At 64.5% G+C, this 16,189-nt stretch carries 16 protein-coding genes; 7 read left to right on the top strand and 9 right to left on the bottom strand.

The window, feature by feature from the left end:
* Positions 1-2: 2 nt before the first annotated feature.
* Both AC1ROK_RS12695 and AC1ROK_RS12690 read right to left on the bottom strand, forming a co-directional pair.
* Positions 3-1,034 carry a carbohydrate ABC transporter permease gene (locus tag AC1ROK_RS12695; protein ID WP_492847343.1) on the bottom strand — a complete coding sequence of 344 codons (1,032 nt, stop codon included), beginning with the start codon at positions 1,032-1,034 and terminating at the stop codon, positions 3-5.
* A 70-nt stretch (positions 1,035-1,104) separates the two neighbouring features.
* Complete coding sequence (locus AC1ROK_RS12690) at positions 1,105-2,340, bottom strand: ABC transporter substrate-binding protein (RefSeq protein WP_492847341.1); 1,236 nt, start codon at positions 2,338-2,340, stop codon at positions 1,105-1,107.
* Positions 2,341-3,027: 687 nt separating this feature from the next.
* On the opposite strand from AC1ROK_RS12690, the gene AC1ROK_RS12685 reads away from it, so the two are divergent.
* The 3 genes from AC1ROK_RS12685 (at position 3,028) to AC1ROK_RS12675 (ending at position 4,654) form a co-directional block, all read left to right on the top strand.
* Entirely contained in the window at positions 3,028-3,600 is a 573-nt protein-coding gene (locus AC1ROK_RS12685; protein ID WP_492847339.1) for a flavin reductase family protein, read from the top strand.
* 161 nt (positions 3,601-3,761) lie between these two features.
* Positions 3,762-4,010, top strand: a complete 249-nt coding sequence (locus AC1ROK_RS12680; protein ID WP_492847337.1) for a hypothetical protein — start codon at positions 3,762-3,764, stop codon at positions 4,008-4,010.
* 98 nt (positions 4,011-4,108) lie between these two features.
* On the top strand, positions 4,109-4,654 hold the full coding sequence (locus AC1ROK_RS12675) for a transglutaminase-like cysteine peptidase (protein WP_492847335.1): 546 nt from the start codon (positions 4,109-4,111) through the stop codon (positions 4,652-4,654).
* Positions 4,655-4,667: 13 nt separating this feature from the next.
* Here the strand turns inward: AC1ROK_RS12675 and AC1ROK_RS12670 are convergent, their stop codons facing one another.
* On the bottom strand, positions 4,668-5,273 hold the full coding sequence (locus AC1ROK_RS12670; protein ID WP_492847333.1) for a hypothetical protein: 606 nt from the start codon (positions 5,271-5,273) through the stop codon (positions 4,668-4,670).
* Positions 5,274-5,625: 352 nt separating this feature from the next.
* Between AC1ROK_RS12670 and AC1ROK_RS12665 the strand changes: the two genes are divergently transcribed.
* The 3 genes from AC1ROK_RS12665 (at position 5,626) to AC1ROK_RS12655 (ending at position 9,105) form a co-directional block, all read left to right on the top strand.
* Positions 5,626-7,062: a mannose-1-phosphate guanylyltransferase/mannose-6-phosphate isomerase gene (locus tag AC1ROK_RS12665; RefSeq protein ID WP_492847331.1), complete on the top strand. Its 1,437-nt coding sequence runs from the start codon at positions 5,626-5,628 to the stop codon at positions 7,060-7,062.
* Positions 7,063-7,170: 108 nt separating this feature from the next.
* Positions 7,171-8,562 (top strand): UDP-glucose dehydrogenase family protein, encoded by a 1,392-nt coding sequence (locus AC1ROK_RS12660; RefSeq protein WP_492847329.1) that lies wholly within the window; start codon positions 7,171-7,173, stop codon positions 8,560-8,562.
* A gap of 96 nt (positions 8,563-8,658) precedes the next feature.
* Entirely contained in the window at positions 8,659-9,105 is a 447-nt protein-coding gene (locus AC1ROK_RS12655) for an RrF2 family transcriptional regulator (RefSeq protein WP_069912366.1), read from the top strand.
* Between the two features lie 3 nt (positions 9,106-9,108).
* Here AC1ROK_RS12655 and AC1ROK_RS12650 read toward each other — a convergent pair whose 3' ends face one another.
* The 6 genes from AC1ROK_RS12650 to AC1ROK_RS12625 form a co-directional block, all read right to left on the bottom strand.
* Complete coding sequence (locus AC1ROK_RS12650; RefSeq protein WP_492847326.1) at positions 9,109-9,906, bottom strand: DUF1684 domain-containing protein; 798 nt, start codon at positions 9,904-9,906, stop codon at positions 9,109-9,111.
* A gap of 16 nt (positions 9,907-9,922) precedes the next feature.
* Positions 9,923-10,669 (bottom strand): ATP-binding cassette domain-containing protein, encoded by a 747-nt coding sequence (locus AC1ROK_RS12645; protein WP_492847324.1) that lies wholly within the window; start codon positions 10,667-10,669, stop codon positions 9,923-9,925.
* On the bottom strand, positions 10,666-11,475 hold the full coding sequence (locus AC1ROK_RS12640) for an ATP-binding cassette domain-containing protein (RefSeq protein WP_492847322.1): 810 nt from the start codon (positions 11,473-11,475) through the stop codon (positions 10,666-10,668). Before AC1ROK_RS12640 ends, AC1ROK_RS12645 begins: the two co-directional genes overlap by 4 nt.
* Before the next feature lie 149 nt (positions 11,476-11,624).
* Positions 11,625-12,470, bottom strand: a complete 846-nt coding sequence (locus tag AC1ROK_RS12635) for an ABC transporter permease (RefSeq protein ID WP_492847320.1) — start codon at positions 12,468-12,470, stop codon at positions 11,625-11,627.
* Positions 12,467-13,426, bottom strand: a complete 960-nt coding sequence (locus AC1ROK_RS12630) for an ABC transporter permease (RefSeq protein WP_492847406.1) — start codon at positions 13,424-13,426, stop codon at positions 12,467-12,469. The genes AC1ROK_RS12635 and AC1ROK_RS12630 overlap by 4 nt, the downstream gene beginning before the upstream one ends.
* A gap of 207 nt (positions 13,427-13,633) precedes the next feature.
* Positions 13,634-15,130: an ABC transporter substrate-binding protein gene (locus AC1ROK_RS12625; protein ID WP_492847318.1), complete on the bottom strand. Its 1,497-nt coding sequence runs from the start codon at positions 15,128-15,130 to the stop codon at positions 13,634-13,636.
* A gap of 314 nt (positions 15,131-15,444) precedes the next feature.
* On the opposite strand from AC1ROK_RS12625, the gene AC1ROK_RS12620 reads away from it, so the two are divergent.
* Positions 15,445-16,188: a hypothetical protein gene (locus tag AC1ROK_RS12620; protein WP_492847316.1), complete on the top strand. Its 744-nt coding sequence runs from the start codon at positions 15,445-15,447 to the stop codon at positions 16,186-16,188.
* Position 16,189 lies beyond the last annotated feature (1 nt).

The raw sequence follows: 16,189 nt of genomic DNA, 5'->3' as shown, positions 1-16,189 counted from the left end.
CGTCACACCACCTTGTGGTTGAATTCGCGCCAGGTGCGCACCAGCACCGGCATGAGAAGGATGACCACACCGATGATGGTCAGGACCGAAGTCGCACCGGCCGAGCCGAACAGCTGCGCATCGCCCGACAGGTCGTTGAAGATCATCCAGCTCAGCGAGGTGGCGTTGGCCTCGGCCGAGAAGCCGACGATCGGCTCGAAGACGCGGAAATTGTCCATCAGCTGTACCAGCGCCACGAACGTGGCGAGCGGCGCGAGGTGGGGCATGATGACATAGCGGATGCGCTCCCAGCGCGAGGCGCCGTCAATCATCGCGGATTCAAGCGTATCCGCAGGCACCGTTTGCAGCCCGGCGTAGAACACCACGAATGAGAACGGTGCGTTGGTCCACACCCCGTAGAACAGCAGCGATAGCCAGGTCAGCACCGGCGAGGCGCGCAATGAGAGCCGCGGGTCGTTGAAGATGTCCTGGATGGTGGCGCCGATGATGCCCTGGGGGTGGATCATCCAGTAGAGGATCAGCGAACCGATCAGCGGGGTGATGATCATCGGGAGCAGCGAGAAGAAGATCACCGGTCCCTTAATCAGCCGGGGAATGGTGTTGACCGCCAGCGCGATCAGGAACCCCAGCGCCATGGCGAGCGGCGTCACCACGAAGCAAAACACCAGCGTGAAGGCCAGCGCCTTGTAGAAGGGCAGGTTGTAGATGCGAGTGAGGACGTCGGCGATGCCGCGATTGTCGGCAAGGATCGCGCCCACCTCCTCGACCGCGAGGTGGCCGCGGTTGAGGTAGGTGCCCAGCCCGTTGAACTGGCCGAGCGGCTGCTCCTTCTCGAGCCTGGCCGTGGCCGCGGCGTCGACCCGCACTTCCTTGGTGCAGCCGCCGAACGGCTGGCAGTTCTCGACTTCGACGAGGATGCGCCCGTGCTCGACATAGAACGATTGCACCACCACCGAGACGATCGGCAGGGCAATGAACAGCACCATCGCGATCAGCGAAGGCAGGATGAAGGCGAAGAATGTCTTGTGCGGCATCGAGCGCCTCCAGGTCGGCTGACAGAAGTCGGGAGAGGCCCGAGAACAGGCCCCTCCCGGCAAACCGGGCTTAGAGGAAGCCGCCTTCCTTGGCGGCAGTGTCGTAGGCTGCCTTCACGTCGGCAAGGGCCTGCTTGGCATCCTCCTGGCCGGACATGAACTCGGCAAGTTCGGACGACAATGCCGTATGCAGCAGGCCCATATAGGGCTGCATCGGGTAAGCGCGGGCCCCGCCCGTGGCGTTGGCGATCACGCCGACTGCTGCCGGGCCGGGAGTGTAGCCCTTGACCAGCCAGGTGGCGACGGCGGCGTTCTTGGCCACCATTTCGGGGTTGATCCCGTGCACCATGGAGCGGAACGAAGCCTCGGCGTCTTCGTCCGAGATGTTCTTGGCGATGGTGAAGCCGTCCCACCACAGCGCCGCGCCCGGGATGGACTGGCCGGCAATGGTCGGTGCGGCGGCGAGTACGGTGTTGGCGACGACGCCGTCGGCGGCGCCTTCATCGTCGAGCGTGGCGCCGGCGAGCGAACCCCACTCGTTCATGATCGCGACCTTGCCCGCCTCGTATTCCGCCTTGATCGCATTGGCATCGAAGGTCAGGTAGTCGGGGTCCATGTACTCGGTCATCGCCTTCATGACCTCCAGCACCTTGGCCCCGTTCTCGTTATCGATGGCGAGTTCGGCGCTGCCGGGGGCAAAGAACTCGGCCCCGGTACCGAGATATGCGTTGACGAATTCGGCCGCGAGGTCCCAGCCCGGCTTCACGCTGGCGGCGAGCGGGGTTTCCATCAAGCCGGCATCCTTGATCGCCTTGGCGGCGGCGAGCACGTCGTCCCAGGACTTGGGCTCGGCCACGCCGGCCTTGTCGAGGATGTCCTTGCGGTAGAACAGGTGCTGGCCGTTGCCCATGAAGGCGATCGCCATGACCTTGCCGTCGATCTTGATCAACTGGTTGGGCTGCAGGTCCTGGCCATACTTGGCGACCAGGTCGTCGAGCGGGCGGATCAGGTTGTCGTTGAGCAGCGGCACGATCGAGTTGTTGGCGACGACGGCCACCGTGTACTCGGCCGGATTGATCGAGAGGGCAGGGACCTGCAGGTTCTTGTGCTCGGCGGTGGCGTTGGCGGTAACCTTCACCGCATCGGTGGCGCACTCCTGGGCCGTGCTGTTGACGAGGCGCAGCGCCTCGAAGTCGTTCGACAATATGCGGACCGAACCTGCGGCAATCCCGCAATCGGCCAAGGCCGCGCCCGTTCCGAGGCAGAGCGCCGCGATGGACACGCCGGCCGCCAGAAAATGCTTCATCTCGTCTCTCCTGTGTTCACCGGGCCTGTTCCTCGCGCCCAAGGTGATATTCTCCCACGCAGCAACTGTGACGGGCCCGAGTGACGAAGGAGCGTTTCGGCGTCGCTGTGCCTGCGATAAGCAAACGCTATGACAATTTTGCATACGAATGCAAACTGATTCTGCATGCGTATGCATCACCCTACGGGAATGGCCATTTTTGCGCCTTGCGTCAGCGGCTTAGCGGAAGGGCCGCGGCGCCGTGGCAAGTAGGCGCCGGCCCGGTGACAGAGCCGATCTATCGGCCAGCCTCTTGCCGGCGGGGACAGTCCGATCCTGTTCGCCATGCCCGAAGAGGTCGCGGGCACGACCGCAGCAATGTGGAGCGCATTGTTGGCGCGCCGCGCTCGCGACGTCGATCAATGCCATCGACCGCTGACACATAGTACACTAAAATTATGGACTAGATGCAAAAATAGCATGGCGTTCTCAATCGGGCTCGCTCTCGCGGCACAATTTGTAAGGACTTCACCACATTAGCAACGGCTGCTCTCGCGCCAGAGCGGCCTGTCGTGGTGCAATTCGCTCAATGTCGAGAACTACGCCGCATCGCCGCTCAAGCCTGCCACAGCCAGTGTGGTTGCAGCGCGATCGTCGTTTTCGCTCGGTTGCGCCTCGTCGCTATTTGCTGACCCACGGAGTTGCGTGATGAATTTGCTTGAACCCAATGTGGCCGCCGCGGCCCCGCAAGATGCATTGGCCCGGGATGCACTTGCCGACCCGGCCGCATTCAAGCGTGCGATGCGTCACCTTGCCGGGGCGGTGAGCGTCATCACCACGGGACGTGGCGAGCAGCGCACCGGCTTCACCGCGACGTCGGTCTCGTCCTTCTCCATGGACCCGCCGGCGATGATCGTCTGCCTCAACCGCTCGTCCTCGTCCTGGCCGGCGGTGCAGGAACTTCAGGGTTTTTGCATCAACGTGCTGGCGCATGACCAGCTGCATGTCGCCGACCGCTTTACCGGCCGTGGTGGCGTCAAGGGCGTCGCCCGCTATGAGGGGGCGGTGTGGCAAGAACTGGTCACTGGCGCGCTGGGCCTTTCTGATGCCCTGACGGTCATCGACTGCGAACTCGACGAAGCGATCGAGCGTCATTCGCACGCCATCCTGATTGGCCGGGTCCGCGCCATTCGTACGCGCGAGACGGCCGAGCCGCTGCTCTACTGGCATGGCGCCTATCGTCATATCTCGAATCTGGACCGCGTACTGACCTCGGCCTGAGGTAGGGCAGGACGGTCGCCAGAGGTTGGAAACCGAGCGTATCGAGGAGCGCATCAGCGCTCATTCCGTCAATTACAGTTGAGTATCGCAAAGCGACACGTTCACGTAACGCCCACTTAACACACAATATAGGAACCTAGCCGCCAATAGGAGTGCATTGGATGGGCGCGACCGTGCTGGCTGCCTTGCTTGCCAGCGGACTAGGCCTGATAGCCGGAGGGTACTACTCAACGGTCGGTTGGATCGTGGTGGGGAACCTGTTGCTGGTGACCACCGCGACGGCGTCGTTCGCGGCACACGCCGACTTCGTCACGGCTCTGGGTTGGACTGCGCTCTCGATCGTCGCGTTCAATATTGGCCTGATGCTCGGTCTGATCATCCGGCGTCCGGTGGTCCTAAGTCCCGCGTGATTGCGTAAAGTTTTACTCAAACGCTGAACCGGGCAGCAAAGTACGGCTGTCATGGTGTTCCCAATGAACGCGCGCCAGTTGCGCCATAGGGGGATTGCATGAGCGCCCAAACAGCTACGGGTTCGAACAGGAAGATCGCAGCCGTCATCGTGGCGGCCATGGTGTCGCTGGCCGCCGGCGCAATATCCACGGCAGCGAGCGCAGGCAGTGTGCATGCGCCCCTCGGCTACCAGGTAATGTGCCTCAAGAACCCCGCCGAATGCAAAGGCGGCGGCAAGGCTAAAGTCGATCTCACCGCCGACGTCATGTCGACGCTGAAGCGCGTCAATGGCCATGTCAACCGTACCATCAAGCCGCGCTACGACAGCGGCGCCGATGTGTGGTCGGCGAGCACCAGCTCGGGCGATTGCGAAGACTATGTGCTGGCCAAGCGCAAGGCCCTGATCAAAGCGGGCATCCCGGCAAGTTCGCTCCGCATCGCCTACGTCAAGACCCGCAGGGGCGAGGGGCATGCGATCCTCGTGGTCAAGACCAGCGGCAAGGACCTGGTGCTGGACAACCTGACCGCAAGCATCAAGCCGCTCAGCCAGTCGGGCTACCGCATCATCTCGATGTCGGGCGCCAACCCGCGCAGCTGGAGCTGATCGGCAAGCCGGCTCAGGTCGGCGTGCCGCGCTTGAGCTTGTTGATGACCTTGTCGAGCAACGCCTCATGCTCTGCAAACACCCCAAAATCGTCCGGCGCGCTGGCATGGCCTTCCGTCAGCGCGCGGATACGTTCGGCTTCAACCAGCACCGGCAGCACGTCGCCACCGGTCTCGATCGCCTCGAACAACTGCCGGCGCAGATCGTCGAGCTTCGAAAGCGTGTCGTTGGCATAGACCATCTCGGCACGATCGGCGGGGAACGCCGCGCCGCCCACCTGCACCAGATAGCTGAGCGATACCAGGTAGTAGCTCGCCTCGCTGAGCAACTGCTGGTCGAGCTCGGCCAATGCCTCGGCCGGCGGGGCCGCCTTGCTCCAGCGCCGCGCCTGCTGCTCCAATGCTGCTCCCAGTTCATCGCGCGGCACGACGTCGAATGTCGTGCGGATCATCTCCAGCGACAGATAACGTGACAGCGCCTCGCGCAGCGTGAACGCGGTCGGCGCCACCTCCTCGGATGGCGTGGGGCCCAGGTCCGCCGCCTGCAGCGGCACTGCGGTTACCGGCAGGCTCAGCAGCAGGACGCCGGCCAGCGGCAATAATCTCGACGCGAAACGCAACTTCAACCTCACGCGATACAATAGCCGCATCCCTATCAGCTACCGGCCTCGAGGTGGTCGGTAACCGTTTGGTAAGGATAATTTCTGCGGCGATGCCGTCCGGTGGGGCCACCAGTTGGGCCGGCGCGGCCGATCGGACCGGTTGTCGATCGCCTCTATCTGGCAGGGCTGACGGATGCTATCGCGTTCATGGTACAGTTCTCTACCACGCCGCAACAGGACACCAGGACGGCCATCGCATCGTCGCTTCGCGCCAAGGCCGACGGCGTGCCAACCCTGTTAGATCACCAACCAACCACCTCGCATCACTTCGCGGCAAGCATGCGAGCTATTACGCCGAGGCCTAGAACCGATGACTGAAGCCAACTTGATCGTACCGGTGATCCTTGCAGGCGGGCAGGGGACCCGGCTCTGGCCGATGTCGCGTGCGGCTCGCCCCAAGCAGTTCCTGCCACTTACCGGCCCGACCTCGCTCTATCAGCAGACGTTGCTGCGTGTCGCCGACCCCTCGCGCTACCATCCTGCCGTCATCGTCACCAATGCCGAATATCGCTTCCTGGTGGCCGAGCAGGCGCAGGAGGCTGGTGTCGCGACCTCCGCCGTGTTGCTCGAACCGGTGGCCCGCAACACTGCCGCGGCCATCGCGGCGGCGGCGCTGCATGCGCAGCAGGCTTTCGGCGACAATGCGGTGATCCACGTCCTCGCCTCCGATCACGCTGTCGAGGCCGATGACAATTACTGGTGGAGCGTCGACACTGCGGCCGAGGCCGCTCGGGCCGGCCGGCTCGTCACCTTCGGCATCACCCCAACAGCGCCCGAAACCGGCTATGGTTACATCGAGGCCGGCGCCGAACTCGGCAACGGTGTTCGCTCGGTGGCGCGCTTCGTCGAAAAGCCCGACCGAGCCACCGCCGAAAGGATGCTGGCAGCCGGCGGCTACTACTGGAACTCCGGCACCTTCATGCTCGGCGTCGCAAGCTTCCTCAGCGAGGTGGAGGCCCTGGCGCCCGAAACGTTCGCTGCCGCCGCCACTGCCGTTTCGGCAGCGCGGGCCGACCTCGATTTCATCCGCCTTGATGAAGCCGGCTTCAGCACGGCGCCCAACATCTCGGTGGACTACGCCATCTTCGAAAAGTCGAAGCAGGTGGCGCTGGTGCCGGTGACCTTTCCCTGGTCGGACCTTGGCGCCTGGGATGCGGTGTGGAAGGTGTCCGGCAAGGACGCCGCCGGCAACGTCGTCAGCAACGGCAACGCCACCCTCTCCAACACCCGCAACTCGCTGATCGTGTCGGAGCGGGCGCATATTGCCGTCGAAGGGCTGGAGGATGTCGCCATCATCGCGTCGGAAGACGCCATCTATGTCGGCCGCCTGTCGGACGCGCAGCGGGTTGGGCCGATGGTCAAGGCTTTGCGGGCCAACCCCGCTACCCAGGGTCTCACCGAGATCCATCGTACCGCCTACCGTCCCTGGGGCGGCTATTCCTCGGTGCTCAACGGCGACCGCTTCCAGGTGAAGCGCCTGTTCGTGAAGCCCGGCAAGAAGCTCAGCCTGCAAAAGCACCACCATCGGGCCGAGCATTGGGTCGTGGTCAGCGGCACCGCCGAAGTGACCGTCGACGGCAAGGTGACGATGCTCACCGAGAACGAGTCCATTTACCTGCCGCTCGGCTGCGTGCACCGGCTCGCCAACCCCGGCAAGATCCTGCTCGAGTTGATCGAGGTGCAAACCGGCTCCTACCTGGGCGAAGACGATATCATCCGCATCGAGGACGAGTTCGGTCGCGCCTGACCGGACCTCTGCTTGGTTGCAGATGCGCCGGCGCGCATCGGTCAGGTGGTTGCTAGGTACCGACATTGCCGCGCATATAGGCTGCGCGTGTTCTCTTCGGGGCTGTGAATGAAAGTAACAGTGTTCGGCTCGGGTTATGTCGGACTCGTCACCGGTGCTTGCCTCGCCGATGCGGGCAACCAGGTGGTCTGCGTCGATATCGACGCAGCGAAGGTGGCGCTGCTCAACAGCGGCCACATTCCGATCTACGAGCCCGGACTCGAGGCGATCGTCGCCGGTAGCCGCGCCGCGGGGCGGCTCTCCTTCACCACCGACATCGCGGCCGGCGTCGCGCATGGCGAGGCGCTGTTCATCGCCGTCGGCACGCCACCTGATGAGACCGGGTCGGCCGATCTCAGATATGTGCTCGCCGTGGCGCGCAGTATCGGCGAGCACTTCACCGGCTTCAAAGTGGTGGCCGACAAGTCCACTGTACCGGTTGGAACCGGCGATCGCGTTGCCACAGCCATCACCGCCGAACTGGTGAAACGCGGCTTTGCCGCCGATGCGGAGGAACGGTCACGCGTCGGGCAGCCCGGTTTCACCGTCATCTCCAACCCTGAGTTTCTCAAGGAAGGCGCGGCGGTCACCGATTTCAACCGTCCGGACCGCATCATCATCGGGGCGGACGACACGCCGGCCGGCCGGCGTGGCCTCGAGCTGATGCGCCAGCTCTACGCGCCGTTCACCCTCAACCACGATCGCACCATGGTGATGGACGTCCGTTCAGCCGAGCTCACCAAGTATGCCGCCAACGCCATGCTGGCGACCCGCATCTCGTTCATGAACGAACTCGCCAATCTGGCCGAAGATCTGGGCGCCGATATCGAGCTGGTCCGCCGCGGCATCGGCTCCGATCCGCGCATCGGCTACAGTTTCCTCTATGCCGGCACCGGCTATGGCGGCAGTTGCTTCCCCAAGGATGTGCGCGCGCTCCGTCACAGTGCGGCGGAGCAGGGGCGCGAGTTGCGTGTCCTCGCCGCCGTCGAGGCGGCGAACACGGCGCAGAAGGATGTACTCGGCGCCAAGATCCGGGCTCGTTTTGGCGAAGACCTCACCGGCCTGACCTTCGCCGTCTGGGGCCTGTCGTTCAAGCCGAATACCGACGACATGCGTGATGCGCCCAGCCGCGTGCTGATCGCCGATCTCCTCCGCCGCGGCGCTGCGATCCGGGCCTACGATCCCGTGGCGGTGGAAGAGGCGAAGCGCGTCCTGTCGCTCGATCTTGATGGCGACCTCGAGGGGGTCGAGTTCGCGGCGTCTGCCATGGCGGCCGTCGCCGGCGCCGATGCGCTGGTGATCGTCACCGAGTGGAAGGTGTTCCGGAACCCGGATTTTGCCGCCCTGGCCAATAGTCTCGGGCGAAAGGCGATCTTCGACGGGCGCAACCTCTACGAACCGTCTATGGTCGAGGACGCTGGGCTCGCCTATTTCCCCATCGGGCGGCGGCAGGTGTCCTGACCTTCCACCGATACGACGACGCAAAGCTCTACTTGTATAGCTAGTCGCTGGAAATTATATCTCGTGCGCTTTTGCTGCCCGGGATGATTTTCGGCGATGCTGACTGCCAAGGGAAAATACGGCCTCAAAGCTTTGGTGCATCTGGCGCAGTTCCCCCCGGGGGAGTTGGCGCTGGTGGCCGACATTGCGTCGTCGAACAAGATTCCGAAGAAGTTCCTCGACGCCATCCTTGGCGATCTGCGCAATGCCGGCATCGTGCAGAGCCGCAAGGGCAAGGGCGGCGGCTATCGCCTGGCCCGGCCGCCCGAGGAGATCAAGGTCGGTTCCATCGTTCGCGTGCTCGATGGGCCGCTGGCGCCGATCCCCTGCGCCAGCCATACGCGCTACGAAGCGTGCGACGACTGCGATGTGGCGACCTGCCAGGTCCGCCACACCATGCTCAACGTTCGCAACGCCATCGCCGAAGTGCTCGATCGCACGACGCTTGCGCAAATGCGCGATGCGAGCGGTGAAGTCCTGCCGCTCGAGCTGCAGACCGCCTAAGGTCTAGTGCAGCTCGGCCAGCCGTTTCTCGCCCGCCTCGATGCGGAACGGCAGCACGTTTTCCGGCGGCGGCAGCGGGCACACCGCGAACTCGGTGAAGGCGCAGGGCGGGTTGATCGCCTTGTTGAAGTCGAGAACGATGCTGTTCGCCGTGACCTCTTCACCATAGAGGAAGCGTGAGGCCGGGTAGGTCGAATCCCGCGAGGTCGGGTCGCGAATCACGAATTGCGGCGCCTCCGGCGTGCCGTGCGTGGCGATCAGCTCGTAGGTCTTGCCCTCGTGGGTGAACACCGCCTTGTGCGTCACCGCGACACCGGTGCGGATATTGCCGGTGGTATCGACATCCATCTCCAGGGGGGACTCGAACGGCACCCACTGGGCGGTGATCCGCCAGTGCTGCTGTGCCGGGAAATACTCAATCCCTGGGAACGCGTCCGGCGCCGCTGAAGCGGTGTCGCGGATGCGCAGCGCGTTGTCACCGTTCACCGTGGTGATCTCGCACAGCAGGTTGCCCAACTGGAACTTCGGTGGGTGCTTCTTGTTCGGCGTGATGTGGATCGCCTCGCCATCGGTCGGCTTGAACGTCACCTTGCCGTCTGGCTCCTGCGTCACTGTCCCCAGATGCGCCGGGCCGGCGGAGAGGACGATGTCGTTGTCCTCGGCGGTCCCGACACTGGCGGTGCCGGGGTCGAGCACAAAGCGGCCGATAATGTTGAGCCAGCCGTTCGGCGCCTTGAGGTTGTCGAGGCGCTTCGCCTTCCAGGCTTCGAGCGCGGCAAGATAGTCGGCAGTCGTGGTCATTGGAGTCGTCCTTGAGTCAGGCAGGCATGCGCGGCACGCTGCCGAGCAGCTTTCGGGTGTACTGATGTTGGGGGTCGGCGAGAATTTTGCGAGTGGCGCCGGCCTCGACGATCCGGCCCCTTTCGAGGATCACCATCTCGTCGCAAAGCGCGGCCACCACGCCGAGATCGTGCGATACGAAGACCAGCGTCATGTCGGCCGCCAGCCGCTGCAGCAGTTCGACGATACGGATGCGGGTCGAGAGATCGAGCGCACTCACCGCCTCGTCGGCCAGCAGCAGTCTCGGCTTGGCGACGATGGCGCGGGCAATGGCAATGCGCTGCCGCTGCCCGCCCGAGAACTCGTGCGGGTAGCGCCCGAGGATGCCCGGCTCCAGCCCGACCGAAACCAGTGCTGCCTCGACCAGCTCGCGCCGGTTGCCTGGAATGCCCAGCGAGCGCAATGGCTCCGAGACGATGCCGAGCACATTCTGGCGCGGATCGAGCGAGGAGTAGGGGTCCTGAAACACTGCCTGAACTTGCCGGCGATAGTTGCGCATGAAGCCGCCGCTGCGCACATCGAGCGTCGCACCGTCGAAGCGGATCTGCCCCGAGCTCGGCCGGGTCAAGCCCAGCAGCAGCCGGAGCAGGGTGGTCTTGCCCGATCCGGATTCTCCCACCAGCCCGACGCTGGCGCCTGGACGGATCGCGAGCGACACGCCATCGAGCACCAGCCGGTCGCGGCTGTAGCCGAAGCTGACATTTTCGACGCTGATCAGGTTCACGGCGTGCCCTCCAGCGCGTCGTCGAACGCCTTGGCGGCCGCCACCAGGGAGCGGGTGTAGTCGTGTTGTGGCGTGCCGAACACCTCACGTACTGGCCCGGCTTCCACTGCGACCCCCGTCTTCATCACCACCACCCGCTCGACCACCTCGGCCACCACCGGCAGGTCGTGGCTGATGAACAGCAGCGCCATGCCGCGCTCCCGCACCAACCCGTCGAGCAGCTTCAGGATCTCCGCCTGCGTCGTCACATCTAGGGCCGTCGTCGGCTCGTCGGCGATCAGCAATTGCGGCCGGCATGCCAGCGCCATGGCAATCGCCACCCGCTGCCGTTGCCCGCCCGAGATCTCATGCGGATAGGAGCGGGCGATCCGTTCCGGCTGGGGCAGGGCCACCTGCTCGAGCAGCGCCAGCACCTCACGCTTGAGCGCCGCACCATCGAGCGCGCGCCCATCGCGCCGGGCCCGCCGCCGCAGCGGCTCAGCCACCTGCTGCGCCACCCGCAGCAACGGGTCGAGCGCCGTCAGCGGCTCCTGGAACACGAACGCCGCCACCGTGCCGCGCAAGCCGTTCAGTATCCGGTCCGGCGCTCCGATCACCTGTTGCCCGCCGAGCGTCACCGAGCCTCTTGCCTTGATGGTCCGCGGCAACAGCCCGGTCGCCGCCATCGCGGTGAGCGACTTGCCTGAGCCGCTCTCGCCGATCAGCCCCAACCGCTCGCCTGGCGCGATCGAGAAGGACAGGTCCGTGACCAGCGGCTTGCCGTCGACGGTTAGGTTGAGATCCTGAATTCGCAGAAGTGGTTGCATCTATGCCCCACCCACCGACGTCATCCCCGCGAAGGCGGGGACCCAGTTGCGATCCATCCGCTTCACCACTTGTTGCAGCAACCCACCAGGTTCCCGCCTTCGCGGGACTGATGGCGGTGCAAGGCGGCACAGGGTAGACGGAGCGCACCTCATCGCGAAGCCCTCCGTGTCGGATCGCCGATGTCGCGCAACCCATCGGCAAGGAGGTTCACCCCGATCACCAGCGAGACCAGCGCGATGCCCGGCGCGATCGCGCCGATAGGCGCGGTGTAGACGGTGCCTTGCGCTTCCTGCAGCAGCCGGCCCCACGAGGCGTTCGGCGGTGGGGCGCCCAGCCCGAGATAGCTGAGCGACGCCTCGGCGATCACCGCCAACCCGAACTGCAGCGCGAAATTCACCGAAAGTGTCGGCCAGATATTGGGCAGCACATGCTGGAACACGATGCCAGGCCACGAGGTGCCCGACGTGCGCGCCGCCGTGATGTAGTCCATCAGCAGCACGCGTTTGGCGAGGATGCGCGTCAGGCGGGCGACGATCGCCGACAGTGCGATGCCGAGCGCCAGGACCGCGGTACCGAGGCTCGCCGTGTCGCTTGCCGCTACCACCAGCATGGCGATCAGCAGTGTCGGGAAGGCGATGAGGATGTCGAGCGTCGCCGCCAGCGCATCGTCCAGCAGCCGCGTCGCGAACGCCGCAAGGACGCCGAGCGTCACCCCGATCAGCCCGCCGATCGCCACGGCCGAGATGCCGACGATCAGCGCGATGCGCGATCCGATCATGATCTGGGTGAAGAAATCCCGCCCCAGCCGGTCGGTCCCCGCCCAGTGCTCCCACGACGGCGGCGCCAGCCGCCCGCCGGTCAGCGCTGTCGGATCATACGGCGTCCACACCAGCGTCAGCAGCGCCACTGCGACGTGGAGGCACACCAGCAGCAGACCAAGCCACAGCGTCAGCGAACCGCGTTTGCGCGGCCCGCTTGCCACTACCGCGTTCATGGGGCACCAGCCCGACCGCGCAGCCGCGGATCGATGAAGCGCTGCAAGAGGTCAGCGGCAAAGCCGATCAGCAGCACCAGCAGCGTTGAAATGAACAGCACGCCCTGCACATTGGGGTAGTCGCGCTGCTGGATGGCGAGCAGCAGCATCGAGCCGAGCCCCGGCAGCGCGAACACTTTCTCCACCACCACTGCGCCGAGGAATGTCGTCGCGAGTTCAATGCCGAGGATCGAGATCACCGGCACCGCGCCATTGCGCACGCCGTGCCGGACCAGGGCTTCGACAAAGCCCGAACCCAGCGCCCGCGCTGTGCGGATATAGTCGCTGCCCAGGACGTCCTGGGTGGCCGAGCGCACATAGCGCAGCAGCGATGCGGCAATCACCAGCGCCACCGTCAGCACCGGCAGGGCCAGCGCCACCGCGGCTTCCCCGAAACTCGTCCATCCCTTCAGCGGGAAGCCGCCCGAGGGGAATAGCCTGAGGTTGATGGCGAAGATCGTGACGATGAGGATGCCCAGCCAGAACACCGGAATGGCGATCCCCAACTGGCTGACGATCGAGATCGCCGCCCCGTACCAGCGGTCCGCCTTCACCGCTGCGACAATCCCGAGCGGCAGCGCGATGACGATGGCGAGCAGGAACCCGAGAACGGTCAGCGGCACCGTGACGCTCAGACGGTTGCCGATCTCGCCCAGAACGCTCGCCTTGCTGACGAACGAGGTGCCGAGGTCGAAGCGCGCCAGGTTGCCGACAAAGCTGACGAACTGCGTCAGCAGCGGCTGGTCGGAACCGACCTGTGTCCGTGCCGCCGCGATCTGCGCTTCGGTCGCGCCGACGCCGAGCAGCGCATTTGCCGGGTCGCCCGGCAGCAGCCTGAGCAGCACGAACAGCACGATTGCCGCGATCAGCAGCGACAGCAGCAGGATGGCAAGGCGTCGGAGGAGGTAGGTGAGAATGGGAGTGTGGCCTTCAGTCTTGTGATTTGCCTACCATACCGTGCCCCACCCACCGGGTCATTCCCGCGCAAGCGGGAAACTCCGTCAGCTATGCCGGGCTCGCTTTGCGATGCCGCAGCAGAAAACAGAGATCCCCGCTTTCGCGGGGATGACATCGAGGTTGATGGCAGGCAGGAGGAGGGCGGTGACGTGCACCGCCCCGTTTTCTTACTTCGCCTTCTGGATTCCGTAGGCGAAGAACTGCGAGTTCAGCCCGTTCACCGGATAGCCGGTGACATTGGCAGCGGACACCACGATCTGCGGGTAGAGGTAGAGCCAGTTGCTGGCCGCGTCTTCGGCGATCAGCTTGTTGGCTTCCGTCAGCTTCGCGGTCTGCTCGTCGATCGTCGCCGCGGCTTCCGAGTCGGCGATCAGCTTCACCACTTCAGGGTTGTTGTAGCCCCAGTAGAAGTCCGGGTTGCCGTAGAACACGATATCGCGGTGGTTGACGTGCTCCTGCAGCGTCGCCTGGAAGTCGTGCGCCTTGTAGATCTTTTCGTACCACTCGTTGGCGGTGATGACGTTGATGTTCACCTTCACGCCGACCTTGGCATATTCGGCCTGCAGGAACTGCGCGACGATCGGGTGCGGGTCGTAGTCGGGCGTATCGAGCGTGAACTCGAAGCCATCGGGGTAGCCGGCTTCCGCCAGCAGGGCCTTGGCGGCATCGACATCATAGGCGTCGACGCCGGTCAGGTCGACATACCACGGGTCGGTCGGCGGCACGAACGAGCCGATCAGCGTGCCATAGTCGCCCCAGATCGAGTTGAGTAGCTTCGCCTTGTCGGTGGCCTTGGCCAGGGCCTTGCGCACCTTCACATTGTCGAACGGTGCGACGCGATCGTTCCAGGCCAGCAGTTCCTTGGTGGTCGAGGCGCCTTCGGTCACCTTGTAAGCCGGGTTACCGCTGAACTGGGCCAGGGAATCCGGGCTCTGCACCGAGGTAATCACGTCCACAGCATTGGTCAGCAGCGCGTTATTCAGCGCCGTCGCATCGGTGAAATAAGTGTAGATCACTTCGCCATTGGTCGGCGCGGTGCCCCAGTACTTGTCGTTACGGGCAAGCGCCAGCGCCGAACCGCGGCGCCACTCGCCCAGCGTGTAGGGGCCGGTGCCGTCCTCGCTCGCGGTGATGTCGGTCGCCTTGTCGTTGACGATCCACACATAGCTCAGGTTGTAGGGCAGCGAGATCGAGCGGGCCGACAGCGTGATCACCACGGTCTGATCGTCAGGCGTTTCGATGCCGGTAATGGTCGACAAGCTCTTCTTGCGCGAGCTCTTTGAGGCTTCGGCGGTGACGCGCTCGATCGAGTACTTCACATCGGCGGCCGTCAGCGGGTCGCCCGAATGGAAGGTCACGCCCGGCTTCAGCTTGAAGGTATAGGTCAGTCCGTCTTCGCTGGCGCTGTAGCTGTCGACGAGCTTGGGCTCCACTGCGCCTGCATCGGTCAACTGGAACAGCGCCTCATAGACGTTGCCGTTGAACGCCTCGTTGATGCCCTGGCCGGCGCCCGCGGTGTTGTCGAGATTCTGCGGTTCATAGAGCGAACCGATGCGGATCGTCGCATTGGCATCGTAGTCCTGCGCCATGGCGAGCGGTGCCACGGCAACACTGCCCAGCAGCGCAGCGGCGACCAGCGCGCGGCGGATGGAAATCTGGTTCATTCGGTGAACTCCTTGTTCATGGTCGGTGCCGGCGGTGGAAACCGCTTTCACTGGCCGCATAAATACCTTGCGGCGGCAAAGAAGCCTAGGATTCCAGTGTACTAATAATGCTGCGCGGCCGCGGCCGCAGCGAACGGACTTTGCTGTGTCGGCGCATAACACGAAACGGCGTTCCGCGAGCCGGGAGAATGGGCGCGATAGAGTAGGTCGAGATGTAGATGCCGGCCGGCACTCCTGAAGGTTAACCAGAGTCGTAGCAATTCCAGCAGTTTGTCGACTGACCTGCGCTAGTGCGCTATGATACTTGCAGTCGCTTGCGCATCACCGCAAGTGTTCTGGTGGTGCGGATCGAAGTCGATCTGAGGAGGTATTGGGTGAAGGGGTCACCGCGTGTTGCGCAAGGCGCCATGCTGTTTGTGACCTTGGCGCTCGCAACCTCGGGAGCCGCGGTCGCCTACGTCGAGGCCAAGGCGTACCTGTCCGCGGGCATCGTGCCGCGGGAGCGCTTCGACGCCCTCGTCGCCGACGATATCGATATCGGCCTGTCGAGTGCGTCGCACACGCTCATCCTTCGCAACTGCTACGAGGCGATAACTTCTGTTTCTTCCCGCCTTCAGCCCACAGCCCGCCGGAGCGCTGTCGCCGCAAATTGCCTGGTGACAGCTGATCGGATCAGCGCCGAAGAGCCGGCTAACTCCTTCGCCTGGTACATTGCCGCGCTGGCGGCAGCGGAAACCGGCGATATCCCGGGTATGACTCAACGCCTGCGCATGTCGCAGCTCTCCGGGCCCAGCGAGCAGTGGATCGTCGAGCTCAGGGTCAACCTTGCCGAGGATCATCTGGCTGCCCTGTCTCCTGACGCTGTGGCCGGCCATGACGGCGACCTGACACTGCTGGCCCAGAGCCAGCGCGGCGTCTCATCGATCGCGCAGCGCTACGTTCGGCAGGCAGGCTTCCGCGAACGCATCACCGCACTGGTGGAAAAACTCCCGGCCTGGCAGCAGGAGCGCTTCCTCGATTACGTCCGCGGCGCGGCAAATCAGGCAACGGGGGGCTGAT

This window comes from Devosia sp. GW821-FHT12F11 (genome assembly GCF_058806655.1).
The sequence above is the reverse complement of the archived record's forward strand: the minus strand, read 5'-3'. Positions and strand labels throughout refer to the sequence as shown.